We start from the raw sequence: 26,412 nt of genomic DNA on the forward strand, positions 1-26,412 counted from the left end.
CCCGACCCCGGTCAGGCCAGCGGCACCATCGCCGAGACGCGGAAACCGCCCTCCGGGGTGGGCCCGGCGGCGAAGCCGCCGCCGTGGGACGTGACACGCTCCCGCATGCCCAGCAGGCCGTGCCCGCCGCTGGGCAGAGGGGTCGCGGGGGTGCCGTCGGAGGGGCCGTTGGTGACCAGCACGGCTATCTCGTTGTCGCGGTAGGCCAGCCGTACGTGGGCCTTGGCGCCGGCGGCGTGCTTGTGGACGTTGGTCAGTGCTTCCTGGACGACGCGGTAGACGGTGGCCTCGACCGTGCGCGCGCACGGCCGGGAGTCCCCCTCGACGGTGAGCTGGACGCCCATTCCGGCGGCCTGCGACTCCTGGACGAGGTCGGCCAGCCGGTCCAGGCCGGGGCCGCCTTCGGGCTCCTCCGCGGCCGCGGCGGCGACGGCGGACCCGGTCGCGGGCGCGGACCCGGCGGCGGCCGGCCCGGCCGCCGCTCCCTCGGCCGCGGTGCGCAGCACCCCGAGCATCTGCCGCAGCTCGGTCAGCGCCTGCCGCCCCATGTCGCCGAGCAGCTCCGCGCTCGCCGACGCCTTGTGCGGGTCCTTCAGCGCCACCGCCTTGAGCGCGGCCGCGTGCACCACCATCAGGCTCACCCGGTGCGCGACCACGTCGTGCATCTCGCGGGCGATCCGGGTCCGCTCGTCCGCGCGGGCCCGTTCGGCGCGCTCCAGCGCCTTCTCCGCGAGCAGCTCCAGCTCGCGCTCCAGGCCGTCGGCGCGTTCCCGCAGGCTCTCCACCAGCCGCCGCCTGGCGCGTACGTACAGTCCGAGCAGCACCGGCGGGGCGGTCAGGCCGAGCGCCATCAGCACCGAGACGATCACGGTGACCGGCACCGACATGCGCGTGGCGTCGCCGTCGTCGCCCAGGTTGTGCTGGAAGCTGATGAAGGCGACGACCATGGTGCCGACGCCGTTCGTGCCGGCCAGGGCGGCGGTGATGCGGCGCGGCACCTCGGAGGCGGCCAGGGTGTAGAGGCCGACCAGGGACAGCACGAAGGCCATCTGCGCCGGGGTGACCGCGATGCCGACGAGCACCACGGCGACCGGCCAGCGGCGGCGCAGGATCAGCGAGGCGCCGGCCAGCAGGCCCAGCAGCGCGCCCGCGCCCGTCACGATGCCCGTCTTGTGCGCGAAGTCGGCGCCCTCGAACGCGGCCTCCAGCGCGGAGACGGCGGCCAGCGCCGCGTCCAGGAAGAAACTCCGCCGCCTGCGCCACCACCACCAGCCGGACCGGGGCGGTGGTCCGCCTGCCCCGTCCGGTACGCGCTCCCCCGTCGTACTCATGGCGTCCAGACTAAGTGGTGCGCCCCGGCCCGCCGCCGCCCCGTCGGGGTGTCCGCCAGGTGGGCGGCCGGTTTCGCGTTCAGCCCCCCGACCTATCCTGGACCCGTCGGACAGCGCGGTCCGCGAGCACGCCGTCGGTACGCACCCGCGGGCGCCACCACGTCCGGGCCCGAGCGGGACGTACGCCCGTACGGCGGCTGACCGTACACATCCCGTACGCCGCCCGAATGCCGTCGACCACTTCACTGCATCAAGGAGCCGCACCTGTGAGCAGCGCCGACACCGCCCCGGACAGCAGTACCGCCTTGCGAGCCGACATCCGACGCCTGGGTGAGCTTCTGGGCGGCACCCTGGTGAGGCAGGAGGGCCAGGACCTCCTCGACCTCGTGGAGAAGGTACGCGCCCTGACCCGAAGCGACGGGGAGGCAGCCGCCGCCCTGCTGGGCGAGACGGACGTGGAGACCGCCGCCAAGCTGGTCCGCGCCTTCTCCACGTACTTCCACCTGGCCAACGTGACCGAGCAGGTGCACCGCGGCCGCGAGCTGCGGGCCCGCCGCGCCGCCGAGGGCGGCCTGCTCGCCCAGACCGCCGACCTGCTCAAGGACGGCGACCCCGAGCACGTGCGCCAGACCGTGCGGAACCTCAACGTGCGGCCGGTCTTCACCGCGCACCCCACCGAGGCGGCCCGCCGCTCGGTGCTGAACAAGCTGCGCCGGATCGCCGCGCTGCTTGAGGAGTCCGACGGGCAGGCCGGTCACGGCGACCGGCGGCGGGCCGACCTGCGGCTGGCCGAGAACATCGACCTGCTCTGGCAGACCGACGAGCTGCGGGTGGTCCGCCCGGAGCCGGCCGACGAGGCCCGCAACGCGATCTACTACCTGGACGAGCTGCACGCGGGAGCGGTCGGCGACGTGCTGGAGGACCTGGCGGCCGAACTGGAGCGGGTCGGCGTGCCGCTGCCGCCCGAGACGCGCCCGCTGACCTTCGGGACCTGGATCGGCGGCGACCGCGACGGCAACCCCAACGTCACCCCCGAGGTGACCTTGGAGGTGCTGATCCTGCAGCACGAGCACGGCATCACCGACGCGCTGGAGGCGATCGACGACCTGCGTGGCGCCCTGTCGAACTCGATCCGCAACTCCGGGGCCTCCCAGGAGCTGCTGGACTCCCTGTCCGACGACCTGGTGACGCTGCCGGAGATCAGTCCGCGCTACAAGCGGCTGAACGCCGAGGAGCCGTACCGGCTGAAGGCCACCTGTGTGCGGCAGAAGCTGGTCAACACCCGCGAGCGGCTGGCCAAGGGCACCGCGCACGTTCCGGGCCGCGACTACCTGGGCACCAGCGACCTGGTGCGCGACCTGCGGCTGATCCAGGACTCGCTGCGCGCCAACCGCGGCGGGCTGATCGCCGACGGTCGGATGGACCGCACGATCCGCACGCTGTCCGCCTTCGGGCTGCAGCTCGCGACCATGGACGTGCGCGAGCACGCCGAGGCCCACCACCACGCCCTGGGGCAGCTCTTCGACCGGCTGGGCGAGGAGTCCTGGCGGTACGCCGACATGCCGCGCGACTACCGGCGCAAGCTGCTCGCCAAGGAGCTGCGCTCGCGCCGCCCGCTGGCGCCGACGCCGGCCCCGCTGGACGCGGCGGGCGCCAAGACGCTCGGGGTGTTCCACAGCGTGCGCGAGGCGTTCGAGCGGTTCGGGCCCGAAGTGGTGGAGTCGTACATCATCTCGATGTGCCTGGGCTCGGACGACGTCTTCGCGGCGGCGGTGCTGGCCCGCGAGGCCGGGCTGATCGACCTGCACGCCGGGGTGGCCAAGATCGGCATCGTGCCGCTGCTGGAGACCACCGACGAGCTGAGGATCGCCGACAAGCTGCTGGACGAGATGCTGTCCGACCCCTCCTACCGGCGGCTGGTGTCGCTGCGCGGGGACGTGCAGGAGGTCATGCTCGGCTACAGCGACTCCTCGAAGTTCGGCGGCATCACCACCTCGCAGTGGGAGATCCACCGCGCCCAGCGGCGGCTGCGCGACGTCGCGCACCGGCACGGGGTGCGGCTGCGGCTCTTCCACGGCCGCGGCGGCACGGTCGGGCGCGGCGGCGGCCCCTCGCACACCGCGATCCTCGCCCAGCCCTGGGGCACGCTGGAGGGCGAGATCAAGGTGACCGAGCAGGGCGAGGTGATCTCCGACAAGTACCTGATCCCCTCGCTGGCCCGGGAGAACCTGGAGCTGACGGTGGCGGCCACGCTCCAGGCGTCCGCGCTGCACACCGCGCCCCGGCAGTCCGACGAGGCGCTGACCCGGTGGGACGCCATGATGGACGTGGTCTCCGAGGCCGCGCACGGCACGTACCGGGGCCTGGTCGAGGACCCGGACCTGCCGGCGTACTTCTTCGCCTCCACCCCGGTCGACCAGCTCGCCGAACTGCACCTGGGCTCGCGCCCCTCGCGCCGCCCGGACTCCGGGGCCGGCCTGGACGGCCTTCGGGCGATCCCGTGGGTGTTCGGCTGGACCCAGTCCCGGCAGATCGTCCCGGGCTGGTACGGGGTGGGCTCCGGGCTGCGGGCCGCCCGCGAGGCCGGGCTCGACTCGGTGATCGACGAGGCATTCGCCCGGTGGCACTTCTTCCGCAATTTCCTGTCCAACGTCGAGATGACGCTGGCCAAGACCGATCTGCGGATCGCCCGCCACTACGTCGAGACCCTGGTGCCCGAGGAGCTCAGGCACGTCTTCGCGGCGATCGAGGCCGAGCACGACCTGACCGTGCGCGAGGTGCTGCGGATCACCGGCGAGTCCGAACTCCTCGCCGCCAGCCCGGTACTGGCCCAGACCTTCCGCATCCGCGACCAGTACCTCGACCCGATCTCCTACCTCCAGGTCAGCCTGCTGGCCCGCCAGCGCCAGGCGGCCGCCTGCGGTGAGGAGCCCGACCCGCTGCTGTCCCGCGCACTGCTGCTCACGGTGAACGGCGTGGCCGCGGGCCTGCGCAACACGGGCTGACACCGCGAACCGCACGACGCGGCCCCCGCTCCCGCAGATGCGGGGCGGGGGCCGTCGGGCTTACGAGCCGGGAGGGCCCGGAGGCCCGGAAGCCGTCGGGCTCGCGGACCGGGAGGGGCCGCAGGAGCGGGGGTCTGAAATGCTGCCGTGTATGTGTGGGCCGCCAGGCCCGTAAATATACGATTTCAGACCCCCGCGCCGCAGACCACGACCCCTCACGGAAAACCCTCAGTTCTTGCGGTGCCCGATCAGCCGCGGCTCGGTCTCCAGGCCGGACAGCCCGTTCCAGGAGAGGTTGACCAGGTGGGCGGCGACCTCGGCCTTCTTGGGGCGCTGGGCGTCGAGCCACCACTGGCCGGTCAGCGCCACCATGCCCACGAGCGCCTGGGCGTACAGCGGGGCGAGCTTGGGGTCGAAGCCGCGCTGTTTGAACTCGTGGCCCAGGATGTCCTCCACCTGGGTGGCGATGTCGCTGATCAGCGAGGCGAAGGTGCCGGTCGACTGGGCCACCGGGGAGTCGCGGACCAGGATCCGGAAGCCGTCGGTGTACTGCTCGATGTAGTCGAGAAGGGCGAAGGCGGCCTGTTCCAGCAGCTCGCGCGGGTGGCCGCCGGTGAGCGCGCCGGTGACCATGTCCAGCAGCCGCCCCATCTCGCGGTCGACGACGACCGCGTAGAGCCCCTCCTTGCCGCCGAAGTGCTCGTAGACGACGGGTTTGGACACGCTCGCCTTGTGGGCGATCTCCTCCACCGAGGTGCCCTCGAAGCCTCTCTCGGCGAACAGGGTCCGCCCGATGTCGAGGAGCTGCTCGCGCCGCTCCTTGCCGGTCATCCGGACCCGTCGCCCGCGCCGCGCGGCCGGTCCCCCGGCGGCGGCGGTGACGCCGCCGCCTCCCCTGCCGTCTCGTGGGTCGCTCACATCCCCATCATGCCGCTTCTTTGATTTCCTCTTTACGCGGGGCGTCGGTGCGCCGGGACTCGATCCGCGCGGCGTCCGGCCAGCGCACGTCGTACGCCCAGCCGGCCTGCTCGAACCAGCGGATGACGCGGGCGCTGGAGTCGATCTGGCCGCGCATCACGCCGTGCCGGGCCGAGGTGGGGTCGGCGTGGTGCAGGTTGTGCCAGGACTCGCCGCAGGACAGGACGGCCAGCCACCAGACGTTGCCGGAGCGGTCGCGGGACTTGAAGGGGCGCTTGCCGACCGCGTGGCAGATGGAGTTGATCGACCAGGTCACGTGGTGCAGCAGCGCGATCCTGACCAGGGAGCCCCAGAAGAAGGCGGTGAAGGCGCCGTACCACGACATGGTCACCAGGCCGCCGACCAGGGGCGGCAGCAGCAGCGAGACCATGGTCCAGAACCAGAAGTCGCGGGAGATGCGGCGGATGGCCGGGTCCTTGATCAGGTCGGGCGCGTACTTCTGCTGCGGGGTCTGCTCCTCGTCGAACAGCCAGCCCATGTGCGCCCACCACAGGCCCTTCATCAGGGCGGGGACGCTCTCGCCGTACCGCCAGGGGCTGTGCGGGTCGCCCTCGGCGTCGCTGAACTTGTGGTGCCTGCGGTGGTCGGCGACCCAGCGCACGATCGGGCCCTCGACGGCCAGCGAGCCGGCGATCGCCAGGGCGATCCGCAGCGGGCGCTTGGCCTTGAAGGAGCCGTGGGTGAAGTAGCGGTGGAAGCCGATGGTGATGCCGTGGCAGCCGAGGAAGTACATGCCGACCATCAGGCCGACGTCGAGCCAGCTCAGGCCGCGGCCCCAGGCCAGCGGCACGGCCGCGGCGAGCGCCAGGAACGGGATGCAGATGAACAGCAGCAGCGTGATCTGTTCGATCGACCGCTTGCTCTCGCCGCCTCTGGTGGCGAGCGGCACCTGCCCCTCGCCCGAGGGCCCGGGTTCCCGGGACTCCTTGATCACGTCCGTCTGTGTGGTCATGTCTGTCCCTTGTCGGAAGTGGTTGTGGCCAGGTCGGGCCGGTTGCGCCCGGAACCTACGGCTCCGTAAGTATTGCAGTGGCGCGGGCCGCGCAACAGGACCACCTGGGGCGTGGCCCATGAGCGCAGTTCTACCCCGGATCCGGGCGGATCACCGTCGCGGCGACCCCGACTCGTACGGCATGATGGTGCCGTCCAGCCCGCCGGGGCCCGGGAACGGGCCGGACACGCCGGGTTGATCCGCCGTGGTGTAATTGGCAGCACTGGGGCTTTTGGTGCCTTAAGTCCGGGTTCGAGTCCTGGCGGCGGAGCGGAGAACGGCCCCCGGCCGGCAACCGGGCGGCAGGTGCACCGGGCCCCCGGCCCCTCGGTAAGCTGCGGATGTCCAACACCTGAAGCCGAGGAGTCTCCCCCGTGAGCCCCAACCGCCCGGCTGCCGTCGTCATCCTCGCCGCGGGTGAGGGCACGCGCATGAAGTCGGCCACCCCGAAGGTCCTGCACCCCGTCTGCGGCCGTTCCCTGGTCGGCCATGTCGTCGCGGCCTCCCGCGCGCTGGACCCCGAACACCTCGTCGTGGTCGTCGGCCACGGCCGCGAGCAGGTCGCCGAGCACCTCGCCGCCATCGACCCGGACGCGCGGACCGCCGTCCAGCACGAGCAGCTCGGCACCGGCCACGCGGTCCGCACCGCGCTGGACGAACTCGCCCGGCAGGGCGTGGCGCTGCCCGAGCGGGGCACGGTCGTGGTCACGTACGGGGACACCCCGCTGCTCACCACCGCCACCCTGACCGCCCTGGTCGCCGCCCACGAGGCGGACCGCAACGCGGTCACCGTCCTGACCGCCGAGGTCCCCGACCCCACCGGCTACGGCCGCATCGTGCGCGGCGCCGACGGCACGGTCACCGCGATCGTCGAGCAGAAGGACGCCGACGAGGCGCAGCGCGCGATCACCGAGATCAACTCCGGGGTGTACGCCTACGAGGCGGGGCTGCTCGCCCAGGCGCTCGGCAAGGTCACCACGGACAACGCGCAGGGCGAGGAGTACCTCACCGACACCCTGGCGATCCTGCGCGCCGACGGCCACGCGGTGGGCGCCCACACCGCCGCCGACCACCGCGAGATCGCGGGCGTGAACAACCGGGTGCAGCTCGCCGAGGCCCGCCGGGTGCTCAACGACCGGCTGCTGACCGCGGCCATGCTGGACGGCGTCACCGTCGTCGACCCGGCCACGACGTGGGTCGACGCCACCGTGACCTTCGCGCCCGACGCCGTGATCCACCCGGGCACCCAGCTGCACGGCGCCACCTCGGTCGGCGAGGGCGCGCAGGTCGGGCCCAACTGCACGCTCACCGACACCGCGGTCGGGGCCGGCGCGAAGGTGTCCAACACCGTCGCCGACCAGGCCGAGATCGGCGAGGGCGCGAGCGTGGGCCCCTTCGCGTACCTGCGCCCCGGCACCAGGCTGGGCGCCAAGGCCAAGGCCGGCACCTACGTGGAGATGAAGAACGCCGTCATCGGCGAGGGCACCAAGGTGCCGCACCTGAGCTACGTGGGCGACGCCACCATCGGCGAGTACACCAACATCGGCGCGGCCAGCGTCTTCGTGAACTACGACGGCGAGGCCAAGCACCACACCACGATCGGCAGTTACTGCAAGACGGGCTCGGACAACATGTTCGTCGCGCCCGTGAACGTCGGCGACGGCGCCTACACCGCGGCCGGCTCGGTGATCACCAAGGACGTACCGGCCGGTTCGCTGGCCGTCGCGCGCGGCCAGCAGCGCAACATCGAGGGCTGGGTGGCCCGCAAGCGCCCCGGCAGCGCCGCGGCGCAGGCCGCCGAGCGGGCACGCGGGGAGACGTCGCAGGCGGAGTGAGGGTGGTCTCACGGGCGTCCCGAGGTGCACAGGTGCGCCGGATCGGGCGTACCGTGTGTGGTGCACACAATTCCGCCAGCACGCCCGACTCGGGGCGTCGCTGTGTCGAACACCAGTCGAACACATAGGAGACGGTGCAGTGACCGGGATCAAGACGACCGGTGAGAGGAAGCTGATGCTCTTCTCCGGCCGCGCCCACCCCGATCTGGCGGAGGCGGTGGCACGCGAGCTGGGCGTGGAACTCACGCCCACCCGCGCTTTCGACTTCGCCAACGGCGAGATCTACGTCCGCTTCGAGGAGTCGGCCCGCGGGGCGGACTGCTTCCTGATCCAGAGCCACACCAATCCCATCAACCAGTGGGTCATGGAACAGCTCATCATGATCGACGCTCTGAAGCGGGCCTCCGCGCGGAGCATCACCGTGATCGTGCCGTTCTACGGCTACGCCCGGCAGGACAAGAAGCACCGCGGCCGCGAGCCGATCTCGGCGCGGCTGGTGGCGGACCTGTTCAAGACCGCGGGCGCCGACCGTATCCTCACCGTCGACCTGCACACCGACCAGATCCAGGGCTTCTTCGACGGGCCGGTGGACCACCTGTTCGCGCTGCCGATCCTGGCCGACTACGTGGGCGCCAAGGTGGACCGCGCCAAGCTCACCGTGGTCTCCCCGGACGCGGGCCGGGTACGGGTGGCCGACCGGTGGTGCGACCGGCTCGGCGCGCCGCTGGCGATCGTGCACAAGCGGCGTGACCCGAACATCGCCAACGAGGTGAAGGTCCACGAGGTCGTCGGCGACGTCAAGGGCCGGGTCTGCGTGCTGGTCGACGACATGATCGACACCGGCGGCACGATCTGCGCCGCCGCCGACGCGCTGTTCGCCAACGGCGCCGAGGACGTCATCGTGACCGCCACGCACGGCGTGCTCTCCGGCCCGGCCGCCGACCGGCTGAAGAACTCCAAGGTGAGCGAGTTCGTGTTCACCGACACGCTGCCCACCCCGGCGCAGACCGACCTCGACAAGATCACCGTGCTGTCGATGGCCCCGACCATCGCCAACGCGGTGCGCGAGGTGTTCGAGGACGGCTCGGTGACCAGCCTCTTCGAGGACTCGCACTGACGCCCCGGGGCCGCGTGCCCGGGGCCTGATTTTGGTACGGGGCCTCCCCGCCGGTTACGCTGTCCGCGTTGCTCGGCGAGGGAGGCCCCGGCATGTCCGGACCGCCTCCGTTATCGACGCGCTCCTCGTATGTGGTCCTCGTATGCGGAACGGCCCGTCGTGTGGGCCGGGCGACCCCGAGTCCCGCTTTTCCCTCACGAGGAGTTCCGAGCACCATGGCCGAGGTAAAGATCGCCGCCGAGCCGCGCACCGAGTTCGGCAAGGGCGCCGCCCGCCGCGTGCGCCGCGCCAACAAGGTCCCCGCCGTCATCTACGGGCACGGCGCCGACCCCAAGCACGTCTCCGTGCCCGGCCACGAGCTGCTGCTCGCCCTGCGCACGCCCAACGTGCTGATCTCCCTGCAGATCGACGGCTCGTCCGAGCTGGTCATCCCCAAGGCCGTGCAGCGCGACCCGATCAAGGGCTTCCTGGAGCACGTCGACCTGCTGGCCGTCAAGCGCGGCGAGAAGGTCACCGTCGAGGTCCCGGTCGTGACCGAGGGCGAGCTGGCCCCGGGCGGCAACCTGCTGGAGCACATCCTCGGCGCCCTGCCGGTCGAGGCCGAGGCCACCCACATCCCCGAGTCCGTCGCCGTCTCGGTCGAGGGCCTGGAGGCCGGCGCCTCCATCCTGGCCAAGGACATCGAGCTGCCCCGCGGCACCACCCTGGCCGTCGAGGAGGACGCGGTCGTGCTGCAGGTCGTGGCCGCGCAGGCCGAGGCCGTCGAGGAGGCCGAGGAGGGTGCCGAGGGCGAGGCCCCGGCCGCCGAGGCCGGCGCCGAGGGCTGAGCCCTCACCGGCACCTTTCGCGGCGCACCGCGCCGCACCGCGAGCCGCCGCCGTACCCTCCAGGGTGCGGCGGCGGCCGCGTGCCGGACGCACCGCACCGCTCGACGCGGCCGCACCGCACCGCAGCCGCATCCCCCGGACACGGAGATGGTCATGACCGACAACACAGGCCCCTGGCTGGTGGCCGGCCTGGGCAACCCGGGGCCCGAGTACGCGGGGAACCGGCACAACATCGGCTTCATGGTGGCCGACCTGCTGGCCCGCCGCATGGGCGGCACCTTCAAGCGCGCCCAGAAGGCGCAGGCGCAGGTCGTCGAGGGCCGCGTCGGCCCGCCCGGGCCCGCCGGCCGCCGGGTGATCCTCGCCAAGCCCATGTCGTACATGAACCTGTCCGGCGGCCCGGTGACGGCGCTGAAGGAGTTCTACAAGGTGCCGACGGAGCAGATCGTCGCCGTCCACGACGAGCTCGACATCGACTACGGGACGCTGCGGCTGAAGCTCGGCGGCGGCGACAACGGCCACAACGGGCTGAAGTCGATCACCAAGTCGTTGGGCCCCGGCTACCTGCGGGTCCGGGCCGGCATCGGCCGCCCGCCGGGCCGGATGGACGTGGCCGCCTTCGTGCTCAAGGACTTCTCGTCCACCGAGCGCAAGGAGCTGGAGTGGTTCGTCGACCGGGCCGCCGACGCCGTGGAGGCGCTGATCACCGAGGGTCTGGAGCGGGCGCAGAGCACGTTCAACGGCTGACCCGGGCCGCCCACGCGAGCACCCCAGGTTGACCCCGCGGTGTGCGATGGCCAAAGATCGCCCGCATGGCTGAACGGAGCGCCTCGGCGTGGGTCGTGCGGGGTACCCGCGTGTTCGGGCTGGCGTTGCTCGCGCTGCTGATCCTCGTGTCCGGAGGATGGGAGTCGTGGAAGACCGCGCACTACGTGATGCTGACCAAGGGGCGCGAGCGCGGCACCGTGACCCTGGTCGACTGCGGCGACACCAGTTGCACCGGCCCCTTCGCGCCGAAGGACGGCACGGGCACGGCGCGCTCCGAGGTGACCGTCAGTCTGCCGGTGCGCCGCCACGTCGGCGACAAGGTGCAGGTGGTGATGAAGCCCGGTACGCGGACGGCGATCCGCTCCGGCTGGGGCGGGATCCTGTTCGCCTGGGTGCCGCTGGGCGGGGCGCTGCTGCTGGCCGCGGTGGTCGTCGGCGGAGGACTGCGGCTGGCGCGCCCCGCGTGGGTGCTGGCCACCGCGGGGGCGGCGGTGCTGCTGGGGGCGTTCCTGACGCTGTAGGGGCCGTACGGTGCCGTACGGGCGCCGCGGCGCCCGTACGGCACCGCGGGCGCTATTCCCGCGCGTCCTTCAGCGCGACCGGTTCCAGGAACTCCAGGCGGTTGCCGACCGGGTCCTCGGAGTAGAACCGCTCATGACCGGGCAGGTCGTAGTCCCAGACCACCTTCGCGCCCTTGTCCCGCAGCCGCTTCGCGAACTCGAAGATGCCGCTGACGCGGATGCCGGGGTGGGCCTTGCGGGCCGGACGGAAGTCCTCCTCGATGCCCAGGTGCAGCACCGCGCCGCCGGCGGCGAACCAGCACCCGCCGCGCGCCGCGAGCACCGGCGGCTTGTCCAGCTCGGTCATCCCGAGCACGCCCGCGTAATAGGCCCGCAACTCCGGCTCGCTGCCGGGCGGCGCGGCGAGCTGGACGTGGTCGAGTGCGCTGATCACGAGGACTCCCGGGACGTCGCGGAGGCGGTGGGGGCGGCGGGTACGGCGGTGGCAGGGGCGGCCTTGCGGGCCACCGCGAAGATCCGGCGGAAGGGGAAGACGGTGCCGTGCGGCCCTGCCGGGTACGCCTTCCTGAGCAGGTCGCGGTACTGCCCGGTGAACTCCTCGACGGCGGCGCGGTCGTCGCCGAGCGCGGTGAGCACCGGCCGCAGCGCGGTTCCCTTGGTCCACTCCAGTACCGGGTCCTCGCCGTGGAGGAGCTGGACGTAGGTCGACTCCCAGACGTCCACCACCTCGCAGCCCAATTCGGTGAGGCGTTCGAGGTAGTCGGCGGGCTGCAGGATGTGGACGTAGGCGCGGCCGCGGCCGTCGAGCCGGGAGCGCCAGCGCGGCGTGTCGCACAGCTCGGCGAGCAGGGCGTGGCTCGGAGCGGTGAAGTTGCCGGGTACCTGGAAGGCGAAGGTGCCGCCGGGGGCGATGCGGTCCAGCCATATGGGGAAGCGGTCGGCGTGGCCGGGGACCCACTGCAGGGCGGCGTTGGAGACGATCAGGTCGTAGGGCTCCTCGGGCACCCACACCGCCGCGTCGGCGTGGCGGAACTCGATCAGGCCGCCGCCCGGCGTCGGGCCCGCGTACCGCTCGGCGGCCCGGAGCATCTCGCGCGAGCTGTCGAAGCCGGTGATGCGGGCCGCCGGCCAGCGGTCGGCGAGCAGCGCGGTGACGTTGCCCGGCCCGCAGCCGATGTCGGCGATCCGGGGCGCGCCGCCGCCGGGAAGTGCGGTGATCCGGGTGAGTAAGTCGAGGAACGGACGAGTGCGGTGGGTGGAGTGGCGCAGATACTGCTGCGGGTCCCACGTCGGCGCTGCTTGCATCGTTCGTACTCCCTGGGGTGGTGCGGAGTCGCCGCTCGAAGCGGAGGGCCGGATTCTGCCCTGCGCCTCTCAGGCTCCTCCCGGGATATCTTGATGTCAAGAGACTTCATATCGACAGACCTATTACACTGATCGCCATGGAGGACGAGGTCGACCGGCTGGTCGCTGCATGGCGCCGAGAGCGCCCCGACCTCGACGTGGGACCGCTGGAGGTGCTCAGCCGGGTCAGCAGGCTCGCCCGGCACCTGGACCGGGCCAGGCGGCTGGTGTTCGCCGAACACCGCCTGGAGCCGTGGGAGTTCGACGTGCTCACCTCGCTGCGGCGGGCGGGCGCGCCGTACCAGCTCTCGCCGGGGCAGCTCCTCACCCAGACGCTGGTGACGTCGGGGACCATGACCAACCGGATCGACAGGCTGGCCAAGAAGGGGCTGGTCGAGCGGCTGCCCGACCCCACGGACCGGCGCGGGGTGCTGGTCCGGCTGACCCCGGAGGGCCAGGACCTGGCCGACCAGGCGCTGTCCGGGCTGCTCGCCCAGGAGCGGGCCCTGCTGGGGGAGCTGACCGAGCGCCAGCGCGCCGACCTGGCCTCGCTGCTACGACAGCTGACCGCGCCGTTCGACAACGTGCCCGGCTGACGGAAGCTGCTCCACGGGCCCCACCCCGGCCCTGCGGGCCAGCGCGACGGCGGCGAGCGTGGAGTGCACGCCCAGCTTGCCCAGCACGTTCTGCATGTGGGTGCGCACGGTGTGCGGGGACAGGAACAGCCGCTCGGCGACCGCCTTGCGCCCCAGGCCCGCGACCATGCACCGCAGCACCTCCTGCTCGCGCGGGGTCAGCGACTCCACCAGCCGCTCGCTCTCGGTGCGGTGCCGGCGGGCCGCGGTCAGCTCGCGCAGCACCCCCGTCAGCAGCGCGGGCGGCAGGTGCGTCTCGTCGCGCAGCACCCCGCGGACCACCGCGAGCAGCCGCGACAGCGAGCAGTCCTTGGCGACCCAGCCACTGGCCCCGGCCTGCAGCGCGCGGGCCGCCCGCGTCGGGTCGTCGCGCTCGGCGAGCACCACGGTGCGGGTCGCCGGGTACTCCGCGCGGACTCGCTCCACCAGCGCCAGTCCGTCCAGCACGGGGTCGCGCGGCTCCAGCGAGCGCTGCCCGTCCAGCGGCGGAACGGCCTGGAGCGTCTGCGGCCGGGGCCCCGAGCCCAGGTCCGCGTCCACCAGGAGGACGTCGTAGCGCCGGTTGTCGGTCGCCGCCCGGTCCAGGCAGCGCTGGGCGGCGGGGCCGCTGCCCGCCGCCGAGACGTCGACGTCGGGCTCCGCCGCGAGGGCGGCGGCCAGCGACTCGGCGAAGATGCGGTGGTCGTCGACGACCAGTACGCGGATACGTCCCACGGACACCACTCCCGGTGGTTGGCCCATCCCCCTGAGGGGCGTTGCTCGCTTGGAGCCCGGCACCGGGAGCCGGGGACCGCCGTCCCCACCCCAGGTGCCGGACCCCGTGCGTCTCGCCCCCTGATGAGCGCCGGCCCCCACCGGCGCTGTGGGAAAAGCGTAGGGGCTACCGCACGCGGTTGGCGCCGTCTTGCCGGAAGTTTCCTGTCGCGGCCGAGCAATTGCTTCCCGCAGGTGCGGACGGGGTGCGCGCCGGGGCCGCGGCGGTCGCGCGGCGCAGCGGACTCACCACAGCCGGTGCGCGCCCGGGCCGGGGACCGTGACGAACGAGGTGGACCGCGCGAGCGCCCCGGCCACCGCCGCGCCCACCGCGTCCGCCGTGTCGGCCGTGGTCAGCACGATCGCCGAGCCGCCGAAGCCGCCGCCGGTCATACGGGCGCCCAGCGCGCCCGCCGCGACCGCGGTGTCGACGACGACGTCCAGTTCGCGGCAGGAGACCTGGAAGTCGTCGCGCAGCGAGGCGTGGCCCGCGGTGAGCAGCGGGCCGATCTCGGGGGTGCGGCCGGCGTCGAGGAGGGCGATGACCTCCTCGACGCGGCGGTTCTCGGTGACGACGTGGCGCACCAGGCGGCGCAGCCCGTCGTCCGGGAGGGCGTCGAGGGCCGCGTCGAGGTCGTCGAAGGCGATGTCGCGCAGGGCCGGCACGCCGAGCAGGGCGGCGGCGCGCTCGCAGCCGGCCCGCCGTTCGCCGTAGGCGCCCTCGGCGTGCGAGTGCTTGACGTGGGTGTCGACGACCAGCATGGCCAGCCCCTGGGCGGCGAGGTCGAAGGGGACCTGCCGCTGGGCGAGCGCGCGCACGTCCAGGTGCAGGGCGTGTCCGGCCGTGCAGCAGGCCGAGGCGGTCTGGTCCATCATGCCGACGGGCGCGCCCACGTAAACGTTCTCCGAGCGCTGGCACAGCAGGGCCAGGTCCTGGCGGGACATCTCGACGCCGTGCAGCTCGGTCAGGGCCAGGGCCGTGACGACCTGGAGGGCCGCGGAGGACGACAGCCCGCCGCCGACCGGGACCGTGCTGTCGAAGTGCAGGTCGGCGCCGCCGACGGGGTGCCCGGCCTCCCGCAGCGTCCACAGCACGGCCGCGGGGTAGCGGGCCCAGCCGGTGGTGGTGCCCGGCGCGAGGTCGTCGACGCGCAGCTCGACGACGCCGCCGGCCATGTCGGCGGAGTGCAGCCGCAGCAGGCCGTCGTCGCGCCGCGCGACCGCGGCCCGGGTCGTCTGCTGGATGGCGAACGGCAGCACGTAACCGTCGTTGTAGTCGGTGTGCTCGCCGATCAGGTTGGCCCGGCCGGGCGCCGCCCAGGCGCCTTCCGGGGCACGCCCGAAGGCTTTCGTGAAGGCGGTCTCGAACGTCGGGTCGCTCATCGGGCGTTCTCCCCCAGGGACTGTGCGAAGGTCCAGGCGTCGCGGATGATTTCCGCGAGGTCGGTACGGGTGGGCTGCCAGCCCAGCCGCTGCCTGGCGCGCTCGGCTGAGGCGACCAGGACGGCCGGGTCGCCGGGCCGGCGCGGCCGGGTGACGGCCGGGATCGGGTGGCCGGTGACCCGGCGGGCGGTCTCGACGACCTCGCGGACGGAGAATCCGCTGCCATTGCCGAGGTTGCAGATCAGGTGCTCGCCCGCGGCCGCCGCGTCGAGCGCCAGCAGGTGGGCGCGGGCCAGGTCGGCTACGTGGATGTAGTCCCGCAGGCAGGTGCCGTCGGGCGTCGGGTAGTCGTCGCCGTAGACCGCGATCGCCTCGCGCCGGCCCTGGGCGACCTGGAGGACCAGCGGGATCAGGTGTGACTCGGGATCGTGCCGCTCGCCGTGGCTGCCGTACGCGCCCGCGACGTTGAAGTACCGCAGGGAGACCGCGGCCAGGCCGTGGGCGGCGCACTCGGAGGCGATCATGTGGTCGACGGCGAGCTTGGTGGCGCCGTACGGGTTGGTGGGCGCGGTCGCCGCGTTCTCGGTGATGGGGACCTCGGACGGCTCGCCGTAGGTGGCGGCGGTCGAGGAGAAGACCAGGGTGCGCACGCCGGCCCCGCGCATGGCGGCGAGCAGTTCGATCGACCCGGCGACGTTGTTGCGCCAGTACTTCTCCGGGTCGGCGACCGACTCGCCGACCTGGGAGGAGGCGGCGAAGTGCAGCACCGCGTCGTACGAGCCGTCGAGCACCTTGGCGGCGTCCTGGACGCGCCCCTCGACGAACTCCGCGCCGCGCGGCACCCCGGCGCGGAAGCCCGTGGACAGGTCGTCCAGCACGGTCACCCGGTGCCCGGCCTCGACCAGGTGCGCGGCCACCACCGACCCCACGTATCCGGCGCCGCCGGTGACCAGCAGCTTCTTGACGGCGGTGCTCTTCGGGTCGGTCACGCGCTCGCTACCTCTCGCAGTCGCTGGGCGGCGGCCTCCGGGGGGACGTCGTTGACGAAGGCGCTCATGCCCGACTCGGAGCCCGCGAGGAACTTCAGCTTGCCCGACGTGCGGCGGATCGTGAAAAGTTCCAGGTGAAGGGCGAAGTCCCGGCGGTCGGCGCCGCCCAGGGGCCCGGCGCCGAAGGGCGCCTGGTGCCAGCCGGAGATGTACGGGGTGGGCGGCTGGCCGGGGCCGAATATGCGGTCGAACCGGCGCAGCAGCTCCAGGTAGAGGTGCGGGAACTCCGCCCGCGCCTCCTCGTCGAGCGCCAGCAGGTCCGGCACCCGCCGGTTCGGGTAGAGGTGCACCTCGTAGGGCCAGTGCGCCGCGTACGGGACGAACGCCGTCCAGTGCTCGCCGGCCAGCACGACACGGCTTCCGTCGGCCTGCTCGGCGGCGAGGACGTCGTCGAACAGGTTGCCCCCGGTACGGGCCTTGTGCTCGGCCAGGCGGCTGAGCATCAGGCTGGTGCGCGGGGTGACGAACGGGTAGCCGTAGATCTGCCCGTGCGGGTGGCCGAGAGTGACGCCGATCTCCTCGCCGCGGTTCTCGAACGGGAAGACCTGGACCACGCCCGGCAGCTGGGACAGGTCCCGCGTGCGGTCGGTCCAGGCGTCCAGCACCAGCCGGGCCCTGGCGGGCGTGAGGTCGGCGAACGAGGCGTCGTGGTCGGAGGTGAAGCACACCACCTCGCAGCGGCCCTTGTCGCCGGTGAGCGAGGGGAAGCGGTTCTCGAAGACCACGACCTCGTAGTCCGACGCGGGGATCTCGGTGAGCCGGCCGTCGCGCGAGGGGTCCAGCGGGCACTCGTCCGCGGGCGGGTGGTACGTGCGCCCCTGCCGGTGCGAGGCGATCGCGACGGTGTCGCCCAGCAGACGGTCCAGGCGCAGTTCGGAGGTGGTGGCGACGGACTCCAGCGGGCGCAGGTCCGGGGCTTCGCGGACGACCGCGTCGGCGGAGTCGTAGTAGATCAGCTCGCGGCCGTCCGCGAGCCGGGTCGACGTCTTCTTCACCCTCGGGCACCTCACCCAATCACCCCAACAGAACCGCACACAATGAACCACAATGGCACAGCACAGTCAATGCGCGGCGGCCGTGAAGTTTGCGGGCGTCGCTACGGGATCGCAAGGGGCACCAAGGGGTCCCGGCCGAAGAAAACAAAGCCGAACAGAACGGCCCGGCCCGACCGGGAGAAGGGGGCGCGCGGGCGGGGACGCGGGGCGCCGCGCAGGCCGCGGCGGGACGCCGCGCGAGGACGCGGGGACGGGCGCGGGGACGGGGGCAGCCTCGCGCGGGGGCGCCGAACCGCGCGAGGACGCCTCCGGGCCGGGCCCCCGAACCCGGCGTACCCCGCGTACCGCACGGACCCCGCCTGCTCCCGCGTACCGCACGGACCCCGCCTGCTCCCGCGTGCCGTACGGGCCCCCGCGGTGCGCGCCGCGGCCGGCTCAGTCGGCCTCGCCCGACGCCCTGCGCAGCAGCCCGGTACGGGCGGCCAGGGCAGCGGCCTCCAGGCGGGAGCCCACCCCCAGCTTCATCAGGACCCGCTGGACATGCGTGCGGGCGGTGCTGGGGGCGATCCGCATCCCTGCGGCGATGAGCCGGGTGTCCTCGCCCTCGGCGACCCTGACCAGCACCTCGATCTCGCGCGGGGTGAGCATCTCCAGCAGCCGCGCACCCTCGTCGTCGGGCTGCCGGGCCGGGTTGAGCAGTTCGGCGAACGCCCCCTGCAGCAACTGCTGGGCGATCGCCACCTCACCGGCCCGGGCCTTGGCCATGGCCCGCTCGACGCCCTCGATCCGCTCGTCGTGGCGCACGTAGCCCGACGCGCCCGCCGCGAAGGCCGCCGCGATCCCGCGCGGGTCGGGCACCGGCCCGAGCACGATCACCGCGACGCCCGGCCGCTCCCGCTTGATCCGGGCCACCGCCTCGAAGGCGCCGGGCTCGGCCGGCGCGGAGGTGCCGAACAGGCACACCTCGGGCGACCTGCTGAGCACCAGGTCGGCCGCGCCCGCCGCCGGCGCGGCCGCGGCCAGCACGCGGTGCCCGCGCAGCTTGAGGGCCGAGGCCAAAGCCTCGGCCAGCAGCCGGTGGTCGTCGACCACGACGAGCCGTACGCCCATGTCGGGTATCCCCAATCCCCCCGGGGCCGGGAACCGCCACCGGCCCCCCGTCCCCTACGCATACCGCGGCCGAACCGGTCCCAACCGTGCCCCCGCCGCGGCACCGGCCCGCCTCGCGGCGAAGCTACACCGGTCGGTGCAGCGCGTGCGCCCCCAACCGGTGATTCGGCCCGGCAATTGGGGCCGCCCACCGGCAGGGGGCGCACAAGGGTCCAGCCGCGGGAAATCGACGGGAATTCGCCTGATCAGCCGAAGACGATCAGGTACTTCTGATCGCTCTCACCCGCGTAGATGGTCTTGTTGACGACGTAGAACTGCCCGTCGTTCCATACGTAGTAGCTGTGCAGCGACGCCATGTCGAGCCTGTCGTAGGCGTCCTGCGGGAACGCGGCGTACGGGCTGATGGCACCGGTCGCCGGGTCGAGCGTGACCAACTGGCCCTGCACCCCGTAGTCCGGCGCCTCGTAGGCCAGCAGCTTGCCGTCCACGAAGTCGACGCCGGTGATCTCCTTCTTGGCGCCCGGCTTGGCGACCCACTTCGGTTGGCCGTCGCTGAGGTTGAACGCCGAGATGCCGCTGACGTACTGACCGTTGCCCGTCTTGGTGTCCAGCGTCAGGTAGAGGGTGTCCTGGCTGACCAGGACGTTGTGCACGGCCTGCTTCTCGGTGCCGTCGTCGTCGATCCGGTACTTGTCGGTGCCGAGCGAGACCCTGGACTGCAGGCGGCCATCCGCGAGGACCGCCACGTCGGTGAAGGTGGTCTCCTCTGTGCCGAGCAGCACCACCACCGGGTCGGTGGACACGATCGCGTTGACCTCGGTGCCGGTCGGCGCCTCCCAGGTCCACTTCGCGGCGCCGTTCTTGGCCGGGTCGACGACCTGCACCTTGTACGTGCGGTAGTCGCAGTTGACGACGGCGACGAACTGCTTGCCGCCGGCGTAGCCGTCGTCCTCGCAGTTGCCGTTGCCGGACTGCCACAACTTGGTACGGTCGCTGATCCGGTAGCCGATCGAGCCGTCCAGCCAGTCGATGCCGACCGTGTCCCCGCTGATCGCCATCTCGCTGTAGTCGAACTCGGTCTTCCGGCCGGTGGAGCCCGGCAGTTCCTGCGTCCACAGCGGCTTGCCCGCCGCGAGGTCGATCACCATGATCTTGTCGCAGCTCGCGCCGTACTGGATGGCCGTCTTGTTCTGGTACGTGTCGCGGGCCGCCGTGCAGTCGCCGCGCGAGGGCGCGGGGATCGTCCAGGCGGTGGCGCCGGTGGTCCGGTCGTAGCCGACGACCTTGTCGATCTCGTTCTTCACCACGTACTTGTCGGTGAACCAGATGCCCAGCGCGTCCTTCAGGTTGTCCTTCTGCGCCACCGGGTCGGCGGTCTTGTCCCACTTGAACGCCAAGCCGGTGTTGTGGGTGGGCCCGGTGGGCTTGCCGCTGGAGTGCGAACTCGGCCCGGGCTTGGCGTCGTTGTCCTTGCCTCCGCCGCCCCTGGTGGCGAGGAAGACGCCGCCGCCGATGACGAGCACGGCCGCGACCACGGCGGCGACGATGACGACGATCCGGTTGTTGTTCCGGCCGCCGCCGGCCGGGGCGCCCTGGTACGGCGGGGGCTGCTGACCCGGGTAGCCGTACCCGGGAGCGGGCGGCGGGGTCTGCGGGTACGGCTGGCCGTAGGGCTGCTGCGCGTAGGGCTGTTGACCGTAGGGCTGCTGGCCGTACGGCTGCTGCTGGCCGTAGGGCTGCTGCTGCGCGCCCGGGTAGCCGTAGCCGCCGGGGGGCGGCGGCGGGCCCTGCGCGGGTGCGGGCGGGGCGGGCGGGGCGGGCGGCGGCGGCACCGGCGGCTGGGCCGCGGGGAACGCCGACTGGGTCGGCGCCGCGTACGGGTTCTGCGCCGGGGGTACGGGGGCCGCCGGGGGGGCCGTCCAGCCTCCCGGCGGCGGGGGCGGGTTGTCGCCCGCCGGGCCGGGCGCGGGCGCCGGGTAGCCATAACCGCCGGGAGGCGGCGGCGGGTTTCCTGGCGGCGGGGGCGGCTGCGACATGCGGTCCTCTTCGCGCGGTGGAACTGAGTCGGATGAACGGGAATTCTTTCTATCACCCGGGCACCCTTGACCCCGTTGGCCGCGGCTGGACCGTTACCGGCCCGCTACACGTCCTCCGCCAGTTCCAACCACCGTGTCTCCAGGCCCTCGCGCTCCTCGCCGATCGCCCTGAGCTCCGCGTCGAGGGCGGCCACCTTCTCGAAGTCGGTGGCGTTGTCGGCGATCTGGGTGTGCAGCTTGCTCTCCTTGTCGGCGAGCTTGTCCAGTTGCCGCTCGATGCGCTGGAGTTCCTTCTTCGCCGCACGGGCGTCGACCGCCGGCCGCTCCCTGGCCGCGCCCTGCGGCTGCGGTGAGGCCGCGGCCGCCGCCTCGACGGCTTTGCGGCGCCGTTCCAGGTACTCGTCCACACCGCGCGGCAGCATCCGCAGCGTGGCGTCGCCCAGCAGCGCGAACACCCGGTCGGTGGTGCGCTCCAGGAAGTAGCGGTCGTGGCTGATGACCACCAGGGAGCCGGGCCAGCCGTCGAGCAGGTCCTCCAGCTGGGTCAGCGTCTCGATGTCCAGGTCGTTGGTCGGCTCGTCCAGGAACAGCACGTTGGGCTCGTCCATGAGCAGCCGCAGCAATTGCAGCCGGCGCCGCTCGCCGCCGGAAAGGTCGCCGACCGGCGTCCACTGCTTCTCCTTGCCGAAGCCGAACCTCTCGCACAGCTGCCCCGCGGTCATCTCGCGGCCCTTGCCGAGGTCGACCCGCTGCCGTACCGACTCCACGGCCTGCAGCACCCTTTGCTCCGGGTCGAGCTCGGCGACCTCCTGCGACAGGTAGGCCAGCCGTACGGTCCTCCCGACCGTGACGCGGCCGTGCGCGGGCTGCCTGTCGCCCTCGCTGTACGCGGCCTCCGCCATGGCGCGCAGGAGGGAGGTCTTGCCCGCTCCGTTCACGCCGACCAGGCCGATCCGGTCGCCGGGGCCGAGCTGCCAGGTCAGGTGCCGGAGCAGTTCCTTGGGCCCGGCGGTGACGGTCACGTCCTCCAGGTCGAACACGGTCTTCCCGAGCCGGGAGTTCGCGAACCGCATCAGCTCGGCGCTGTCGCGCGGCGGCGGCACGTCCGCGATCAGGGCGTTGGCGGCCTCGATCCGGAAGCGCGGCTTGGACGTGCGGGCCGGGGCGCCGCGCCGCAGCCACGCCAGCTCCTTGCGCACCAGGTTCTGCCGCCTGGCCTCCTCGGTGGCGGCGATCCGCTCCCGCTCGGCGCGCGCGAAGACGTAGTCGCTGTAGCCGCCCTCGTACTCGTAGACGTTGGCGCGCTGTACGTCCCACATGCGCGTGCACACCTGGTCGAGGAACCAGCGGTCGTGGGTGACGCACACCAGCGCGGAGCGCCGCGTCCGCAGGTGCCCGGCGAGCCACGCGATGCCCTCGACGTCGAGGTGGTTGGTCGGCTCGTCCAGCACGATCAGGTCCTGCTCGTCGATGAGCAGCTTGGCCAGCGCGATACGGCGCCGCTCGCCGCCGGACAGCGGCCCGATCACGGTGTCCAGGCCCTGCGGGAAGCCCGGCAGGTCCAGCGCGCCGAACAGCCCGGTCAGCACGTCCCTGACCCGGGCGTCGCCGGCCCACACGTGGTCGGGACGGTCGCCGACGATCTCGTGCCGGACGGTGGCCCCGGGGTCCAGGGCGTCGTGCTGGGTGAGCACGCCCAGCCGCAGCCCGCTGAGGTGGGTGACGCGGCCGCCGTCCGGCTCCTCCAGCCGGGACAGGATCCGGATCAGCGTCGTCTTGCCGTCCCCGTTGCGCCCGACGACTCCGATGCGGTCGCCCTCGGAGACCCCCAGGGACAGGTTCTCCAGCAGCTGCCGGGTGCCGTACGTCTTGTCGACGGCTTCGACGTTGACCAGGTTGACGGCCACTTGCGTTGTTCTCCAGCTCACTCGTGGGTGCGGCGGTCCAGCCTAGTCCGGTCCGGCGGCCGGTCCGCCGGGCTCGGCGTCACGCGACGACGACGGCGGCCCCTGGTGCGGGCGCCGCCGCGACCCGGGCCGCGGGGCCCAGCGTCGTGGCGATCTTGGCGGCGGTGTCCGCGTCGGGCGCGAGGAAGGCGCAGGTGGGTCCGGAGCCGGAGACAAGTGCGGCGAGCGCGCCGGCCCGGGTACCGGCCGCCAGGGTGTCCGCGAGGCCGGGACGCAGCGACACGGCGGCCTCCTGCAGGTCGTTGACCAGGCATCCGGCCAGCGCGTACGGGTCCCCGTCGCGCAGCGCCGCGGCCAGCTCCGGGTCGGCGACGGGATCCGGCACCTCGCCCGCGAGGTCGCCGCCTCCGCCCTCCCGCCGCAGCCGGTCGCACTCGGCGTACACCGCGGGTGTCGACAGGCCGCCGTCGGCCACCGCGAACACCCAGTGGAACGTTCCGCCGACCTCCAGCGGGGTGAGCACCTCGCCGCGCCCGGTGCCCAGCGCCGCCCCGCCGACCAGGGCGAACGGCACGTCGCTGCCGAGGTCCGCGCAGATCGCGAGCAGGTCGGCCCGGTCGGTGTCCAGGCCCCACAGCCGGTCGCAGGCCAGCAGCGCGGCGGCCGCGTCGGCGGACCCGCCGGCCATGCCGCCGGCCACCGGGATGTCCTTGACGAGGTGCAGGCCCACCCGCGGCTCCAGCCCGTGCCGCGCGGCGAGTGCGGCCGCCGCCCGTGCCGCCAGGTTGGTCGCGTCCAGCGGGATCGCGTCGGCGCCCGGCCCCTCGGCGGTGATCCGCAGCTCGTCGGCGGGCGCCGCGGTCACCTCGTCGTACAGTCCCACCGCGAGGAAGACGGTGGCCAGGTCGTGGAAGCCGTCGGCCCGGCGCCCGCCGACGGCGAGCCGCACGTTGACCTTGGCCGGGACCCGTACGGTGACGGCCCCCGTTCCTGACCGCCTGATCGCCGGGGCGGGCGCTGCGGATTCGCTGGGACTCACGGGCGGGGGCTCCTCGGGGCCTGCTGCGGGCGAACGGTGTGCGGGTGCGGGCACGCGTACGGGCACGGGCACACCGTACACAGCGCGGCGGCCCGCGCCCGGCGGTGGCTCACGACGGCCCGTGCTCGGCGATCGCGGCGAACTGCGCCACCGTGAGCGACTCGCCCCTGGCCTGCGGTGAGACGCCCGCGGCCAGCAGCGCGGCCTCGGCGGCGGCGGGCGAGCCGGCCCACCCGGCGAGAGCGGCCCGCAGCGTCTTGCGGCGCTGGGCGAAGGCGGCGTCCACGACCGCGAACACCTCCTGCCGGGAGGCGGTCGTGGCCGGCGGGTCGCGGCGGACCAGCGACACCAGGCCGGAGTCCACGTTGGGCGCCGGCCAGAACACGTTGCGGCCGATCGCCCCGGCCCGCCTGACCTCGGCGTACCAGTTCGCCTTCACCGACGGCACCCCGTACACCTTGCTGCCGGGCTCGGCCGCCAGCCGGTCGGCGACCTCGGACTGCACCATCACCAAGGTGCGCTCGATCGTCGGGAACGCCGCCAGCATGTGCAGCAGCACCGGCACCGCCACGTTGTACGGCAGGTTCGCCACCAGTGCGGTCGGCGGCGGCCCGGGCAGCTCGTCCACCAGCATGGCGTCGCTGTGCACGAGCGTGAAGCGGTCCGCGCGGTCCGGCATCCGTGCCGCCACCGTGTCCGGCAGCGCCGCCGCCAGGACGCCGTCGATCTCGACCGCGGTGACCCGGTCGGCGGCCTCCAGCAGGGCCAGGGTGAGCGAGCCGAGACCGGGACCGACCTCCACCACGACGTCGTCCGGCCGCACGGCGGCGGTCCGCACGATCCGCCGCACGGTGTTGGCGTCGATCACGAAGTTCTGGCCGCGCTGCTTGGTGGGCCGCACCCCCAGCGCGGCCGCCAGCTCGCGGACGTCGGCCGGCCCCAGCAGCTCTGTCGTGCTCACACGGCAAGGCTAACGGTTCGCCGCGAGTGGTCACCGGCGGTGGGCGGGGGTGCGGCCGGGGGGCGGACGAGGGGGCGGACGAGGGCGCGGCCCGAGGAGCGCGGCCGGGGAGCGCGGCCGGGGAGTGCCGTCGGCCCGCCCCGGTCAGTACCCGAAGACCCGCGCGGTGTTGGCCGCGATCGCGCCCGCCAGGGCGTCCTCGTCGACGCCGCGGACCTCGGCCATTGCCCGCAGGGTGAGCGGGATCAGATAGGGCGCGTTGGGCCGCCCCCGGTACGGCACCGGGGTCAGGAACGGCGCGTCGGTCTCCACCAGCAGCCGGTCCAGCGGGGCGACCGCCACCGCGTCCCGCAGGTTCTGGGCGTTCTTGTACGTGACGTTCCCGGCGAACGACATGTAGTAGCCGCGCTCGGCGCACACCCCCGCCATCGCGGCGTCCCCCGAGAAGCAGTGGAAGACCACCGTCTGCGGCGCCCCTTCCTCCGCCAGGATCCGCAACACGTCCTCGTGCGCCTCCCGGTCGTGGATGACCAGCGCCTTCCCGTGCCGCTTGGCGATCGCGACATGCCGCCGGAACGAGTGCTGCTGGGCGGCCACGCCCTCCGGCCCGGTGCGGTAGTAGTCCAGCCCGGTCTCGCCGACCCCCCGTACCTGCGGCAGCGCGGCCAGCGCGTCGATCTCGTCGATCGCGGCGTCCAGCGCCGCCGTTCCCCCCGCGGCTCGCCCTCCCGGCGCTCCCGCGCCCCGGGACGCGCCCTCGGGGTCGCCGTGCACGATCCTGGGCGCCTCGTTGGGGTGCAGGGCCACCGTGGCCCAGACGTTCGCGTACTCCTCGGCCGTGCGCGCCGCCCACCGCGAGCCCACCAGGTCGCAGCCCACCTGGATCAGGGTCTCCACCCCGACAGCGGCCGCCTTCGCCAGGGCCGCCGCCACCGTGCCGCCCTGCATGTCCAGATGCGTGTGGGAATCAGCGACCGCCACCCGCAGCGCCTCGGGCGCCGGCGGTACCGCCTCGCCCTCGCTGCCCTTCTTCTTCGCCATGGCCACGATCCTAAGGACCCCGGGCGCACCGCCCGGTCCTGCCCGGGCCGCAGGGACTCGCGGACCTCAGGGGCTCACGGACCCAGGGGCTCGCGGACCTCAGGGACTCGCGGACCTCAGGACTCCCGGACTCCCGGACTCCCGGACTCCAGGGACGGGGACAGGTCCCTGGTTCCGCGCCCGCCCGCCGCTCGGGCCGGGCGCCGTATCACCTCACCCCGTCACGCGGGTCACGGGGACGTGGGCCGGCCAGGACGCGAGCCCTCGTCCCGCGTCTCGCGCCGCTCCCGCGGTTTGCGGCGCAGGAAATGCAGGGTCGGCCAGTGCCGCGTGCGGTGCACACCGCGTTCGTGGTGCTCCTGCGACCACTGCGCCGCCACCGCGTCCGACACCCGCCCGGGCCGCATGATCCGCACGTGGTGCCCGTCGCAGTTGCCGCACGTCGGTCGGGTCAGGGGCGACGGCACCTTCCGCCCTTCGGCCAGGTACGTGACGTACGGGCTGCCCGCCGGGTCGGTGTGGTGCTCGATCTCGTAGGTCTGCTCCCAGCCGTACCCGCAGTTCATGCAGGCGAACGAGTACGCCTCCCGGCCGTTCGCGCCATTCGCGCTGCCGGTGCCGGTGCCGCTCGTGCGGTTCGTGCGGCTGGTGCGGCCTATGGATCCGTCTGCCCGGCCGGTCTCCGTGCCGGCCTGTGTGAATTCACTCATGGCAGCTCCCGCGTGCCCTCCGGGCACCGTGCCCGGACCGGGACTTCTCACCTTCCAGCGAACGCCCCTTGTCCGC

At 73.3% G+C, this 26,412-nt stretch carries 23 protein-coding genes and 1 tRNA gene; 8 read left to right on the plus strand and 16 right to left on the minus strand.

Annotated elements, in window-relative coordinates; all coding sequences use genetic code 11:
- Nucleotides 1-11 precede the first annotated feature (11 nt).
- Nucleotides 12-1,331, minus strand: coding sequence for a sensor histidine kinase (locus tag K7G61_RS04585; protein ID WP_225845289.1), 1,320 nt, complete (start codon nucleotides 1,329-1,331; stop codon nucleotides 12-14).
- Nucleotides 1,332-1,597: 266 nt separating this feature from the next.
- Between K7G61_RS04585 and ppc the strand changes: the two genes are divergently transcribed.
- Nucleotides 1,598-4,336, plus strand: coding sequence for a phosphoenolpyruvate carboxylase (gene ppc, locus K7G61_RS04590; protein ID WP_225845290.1), 2,739 nt, complete (start codon nucleotides 1,598-1,600; stop codon nucleotides 4,334-4,336).
- A gap of 228 nt (nucleotides 4,337-4,564) precedes the next feature.
- Here the strand turns inward: ppc and K7G61_RS04595 are convergent, their stop codons facing one another.
- Both K7G61_RS04595 and K7G61_RS04600 read right to left on the minus strand, forming a co-directional pair.
- Nucleotides 4,565-5,167: a TetR/AcrR family transcriptional regulator gene (locus K7G61_RS04595; protein ID WP_225845559.1), complete on the minus strand. Its 603-nt coding sequence runs from the start codon at nucleotides 5,165-5,167 to the stop codon at nucleotides 4,565-4,567.
- A 94-nt stretch (nucleotides 5,168-5,261) separates the two neighbouring features.
- Entirely contained in the window at nucleotides 5,262-6,266 is a 1,005-nt protein-coding gene (locus K7G61_RS04600; RefSeq protein WP_225845291.1) for an acyl-CoA desaturase, read from the minus strand.
- 238 nt (nucleotides 6,267-6,504) lie between these two features.
- Here K7G61_RS04600 and K7G61_RS04605 point away from each other — a divergent pair.
- The 6 genes from K7G61_RS04605 to K7G61_RS04630 all read left to right on the plus strand — a co-directional run bounded on the left by K7G61_RS04605 (nucleotide 6,505) and on the right by K7G61_RS04630 (nucleotide 11,373).
- Nucleotides 6,505-6,576 (plus strand) — tRNA-Gln (locus K7G61_RS04605).
- A 103-nt stretch (nucleotides 6,577-6,679) separates the two neighbouring features.
- The gene (gene glmU / locus K7G61_RS04610; protein ID WP_225845292.1) at nucleotides 6,680-8,140 is read left to right on the plus strand and encodes a bifunctional UDP-N-acetylglucosamine diphosphorylase/glucosamine-1-phosphate N-acetyltransferase GlmU; all 1,461 of its coding nucleotides are present in this window, start codon (nucleotides 6,680-6,682) and stop codon (nucleotides 8,138-8,140) included.
- Between the two features lie 139 nt (nucleotides 8,141-8,279).
- Nucleotides 8,280-9,257 (plus strand): ribose-phosphate diphosphokinase, encoded by a 978-nt coding sequence (locus K7G61_RS04615; RefSeq protein WP_225845293.1) that lies wholly within the window; start codon nucleotides 8,280-8,282, stop codon nucleotides 9,255-9,257.
- A 215-nt stretch (nucleotides 9,258-9,472) separates the two neighbouring features.
- Nucleotides 9,473-10,084: a 50S ribosomal protein L25/general stress protein Ctc gene (locus K7G61_RS04620; RefSeq protein ID WP_225845294.1), complete on the plus strand. Its 612-nt coding sequence runs from the start codon at nucleotides 9,473-9,475 to the stop codon at nucleotides 10,082-10,084.
- A 153-nt stretch (nucleotides 10,085-10,237) separates the two neighbouring features.
- On the plus strand, nucleotides 10,238-10,831 hold the full coding sequence (gene pth / locus K7G61_RS04625) for an aminoacyl-tRNA hydrolase (protein ID WP_225845295.1): 594 nt from the start codon (nucleotides 10,238-10,240) through the stop codon (nucleotides 10,829-10,831).
- Between the two features lie 65 nt (nucleotides 10,832-10,896).
- Nucleotides 10,897-11,373 (plus strand): hypothetical protein, encoded by a 477-nt coding sequence (locus K7G61_RS04630; protein WP_225845296.1) that lies wholly within the window; start codon nucleotides 10,897-10,899, stop codon nucleotides 11,371-11,373.
- Between the two features lie 52 nt (nucleotides 11,374-11,425).
- Here K7G61_RS04630 and K7G61_RS04635 read toward each other — a convergent pair whose 3' ends face one another.
- Both K7G61_RS04635 and K7G61_RS04640 read right to left on the minus strand, forming a co-directional pair.
- Nucleotides 11,426-11,806: a VOC family protein gene (locus tag K7G61_RS04635; RefSeq protein WP_225845297.1), complete on the minus strand. Its 381-nt coding sequence runs from the start codon at nucleotides 11,804-11,806 to the stop codon at nucleotides 11,426-11,428.
- Nucleotides 11,803-12,678, minus strand: coding sequence for a trans-aconitate 2-methyltransferase (locus K7G61_RS04640; RefSeq protein WP_225845298.1), 876 nt, complete (start codon nucleotides 12,676-12,678; stop codon nucleotides 11,803-11,805). The genes K7G61_RS04635 and K7G61_RS04640 overlap by 4 nt, the downstream gene beginning before the upstream one ends.
- 137 nt (nucleotides 12,679-12,815) lie before the next feature.
- Here K7G61_RS04640 and K7G61_RS04645 point away from each other — a divergent pair, with 137 nt between their 5' ends.
- Nucleotides 12,816-13,313, plus strand: a complete 498-nt coding sequence (locus K7G61_RS04645; protein ID WP_225845299.1) for a MarR family winged helix-turn-helix transcriptional regulator — start codon at nucleotides 12,816-12,818, stop codon at nucleotides 13,311-13,313.
- On the opposite strand, the gene K7G61_RS04650 is transcribed toward K7G61_RS04645, so the two are convergent.
- The 11 genes from K7G61_RS04650 to K7G61_RS04700 all read right to left on the minus strand — a co-directional run bounded on the left by K7G61_RS04650 (nucleotide 13,272) and on the right by K7G61_RS04700 (nucleotide 26,336).
- Nucleotides 13,272-14,066, minus strand: coding sequence for a response regulator transcription factor (locus K7G61_RS04650; protein WP_225845300.1), 795 nt, complete (start codon nucleotides 14,064-14,066; stop codon nucleotides 13,272-13,274). The genes K7G61_RS04645 and K7G61_RS04650 overlap by 42 nt on opposite strands.
- Before the next feature lie 285 nt (nucleotides 14,067-14,351).
- Nucleotides 14,352-15,488, minus strand: a complete 1,137-nt coding sequence (gene galK, locus K7G61_RS04655) for a galactokinase (protein WP_225845301.1) — start codon at nucleotides 15,486-15,488, stop codon at nucleotides 14,352-14,354.
- Entirely contained in the window at nucleotides 15,485-16,477 is a 993-nt protein-coding gene (galE, locus tag K7G61_RS04660) for a UDP-glucose 4-epimerase GalE (RefSeq protein ID WP_225845302.1), read from the minus strand. Before galE ends, galK begins: the two co-directional genes overlap by 4 nt.
- Complete coding sequence (galT, locus tag K7G61_RS04665; RefSeq protein WP_225845303.1) at nucleotides 16,474-17,532, minus strand: galactose-1-phosphate uridylyltransferase; 1,059 nt, start codon at nucleotides 17,530-17,532, stop codon at nucleotides 16,474-16,476. The genes galE and galT overlap by 4 nt, the downstream gene beginning before the upstream one ends.
- A 435-nt stretch (nucleotides 17,533-17,967) precedes the next feature.
- The gene (locus tag K7G61_RS04670; protein ID WP_225845304.1) at nucleotides 17,968-18,642 is read right to left on the minus strand and encodes a response regulator transcription factor; all 675 of its coding nucleotides are present in this window, start codon (nucleotides 18,640-18,642) and stop codon (nucleotides 17,968-17,970) included.
- A 245-nt stretch (nucleotides 18,643-18,887) separates the two neighbouring features.
- A complete protein-coding gene (locus K7G61_RS04675; protein WP_225845305.1) occupies nucleotides 18,888-20,678 on the minus strand; it encodes a PQQ-binding-like beta-propeller repeat protein in 1,791 nt (596 codons plus the stop codon).
- A 104-nt stretch (nucleotides 20,679-20,782) separates the two neighbouring features.
- On the minus strand, nucleotides 20,783-22,585 hold the full coding sequence (locus K7G61_RS04680) for an ABC-F family ATP-binding cassette domain-containing protein (protein WP_225845306.1): 1,803 nt from the start codon (nucleotides 22,583-22,585) through the stop codon (nucleotides 20,783-20,785).
- Nucleotides 22,586-22,664: 79 nt separating this feature from the next.
- Nucleotides 22,665-23,624 carry a 4-(cytidine 5'-diphospho)-2-C-methyl-D-erythritol kinase gene (locus K7G61_RS04685; RefSeq protein WP_225845307.1) on the minus strand — a complete coding sequence of 320 codons (960 nt, stop codon included), beginning with the start codon at nucleotides 23,622-23,624 and terminating at the stop codon, nucleotides 22,665-22,667.
- Nucleotides 23,625-23,733: 109 nt separating this feature from the next.
- Nucleotides 23,734-24,585 carry a 16S rRNA (adenine(1518)-N(6)/adenine(1519)-N(6))-dimethyltransferase RsmA gene (rsmA, locus tag K7G61_RS04690; protein ID WP_225845308.1) on the minus strand — a complete coding sequence of 284 codons (852 nt, stop codon included), beginning with the start codon at nucleotides 24,583-24,585 and terminating at the stop codon, nucleotides 23,734-23,736.
- Between the two features lie 144 nt (nucleotides 24,586-24,729).
- The gene (locus K7G61_RS04695; RefSeq protein ID WP_225845309.1) at nucleotides 24,730-25,626 is read right to left on the minus strand and encodes a TatD family hydrolase; all 897 of its coding nucleotides are present in this window, start codon (nucleotides 25,624-25,626) and stop codon (nucleotides 24,730-24,732) included.
- A gap of 230 nt (nucleotides 25,627-25,856) precedes the next feature.
- Nucleotides 25,857-26,336: a hypothetical protein gene (locus tag K7G61_RS04700; RefSeq protein ID WP_374204053.1), complete on the minus strand. Its 480-nt coding sequence runs from the start codon at nucleotides 26,334-26,336 to the stop codon at nucleotides 25,857-25,859.
- Between the last annotated feature and the right edge of the window lie 76 nt (nucleotides 26,337-26,412).

Source organism: Streptomyces sp. HPF1205, assembly GCF_020400825.1.
Lineage (GTDB): Bacteria > Actinomycetota > Actinomycetes > Streptomycetales > Streptomycetaceae > Actinacidiphila.

Coding starts and splice junctions, on each gene's coding strand:
- K7G61_RS04600 (WP_225845291.1), bottom strand. CDS start 6,266: ATGACCACACAGACGGACGTGATCAAGGAGTCCCGGGAACCCGGGCCC.
- K7G61_RS04595 (WP_225845559.1), bottom strand. CDS start 5,167: ATGACCGGCAAGGAGCGGCGCGAGCAGCTCCTCGACATCGGGCGGACC.
- K7G61_RS04700 (WP_374204053.1), bottom strand. CDS start 26,336: ATGAGTGAATTCACACAGGCCGGCACGGAGACCGGCCGGGCAGACGGA.
- K7G61_RS04645 (WP_225845299.1), top strand. CDS start 12,816: ATGGAGGACGAGGTCGACCGGCTGGTCGCTGCATGGCGCCGAGAGCGC.
- K7G61_RS04670 (WP_225845304.1), bottom strand. CDS start 18,642: ATGGGCGTACGGCTCGTCGTGGTCGACGACCACCGGCTGCTGGCCGAG.
- K7G61_RS04620 (WP_225845294.1), top strand. CDS start 9,473: ATGGCCGAGGTAAAGATCGCCGCCGAGCCGCGCACCGAGTTCGGCAAG.
- pth (WP_225845295.1), top strand. CDS start 10,238: ATGACCGACAACACAGGCCCCTGGCTGGTGGCCGGCCTGGGCAACCCG.
- K7G61_RS04695 (WP_225845309.1), bottom strand. CDS start 25,626: ATGGCGAAGAAGAAGGGCAGCGAGGGCGAGGCGGTACCGCCGGCGCCC.
- galK (WP_225845301.1), bottom strand. CDS start 15,488: ATGAGCGACCCGACGTTCGAGACCGCCTTCACGAAAGCCTTCGGGCGT.
- K7G61_RS04630 (WP_225845296.1), top strand. CDS start 10,897: ATGGCTGAACGGAGCGCCTCGGCGTGGGTCGTGCGGGGTACCCGCGTG.
- K7G61_RS04640 (WP_225845298.1), bottom strand. CDS start 12,678: ATGCAAGCAGCGCCGACGTGGGACCCGCAGCAGTATCTGCGCCACTCC.
- K7G61_RS04585 (WP_225845289.1), bottom strand. CDS start 1,331: ATGAGTACGACGGGGGAGCGCGTACCGGACGGGGCAGGCGGACCACCG.
- K7G61_RS04675 (WP_225845305.1), bottom strand. CDS start 20,678: ATGTCGCAGCCGCCCCCGCCGCCAGGAAACCCGCCGCCGCCTCCCGGC.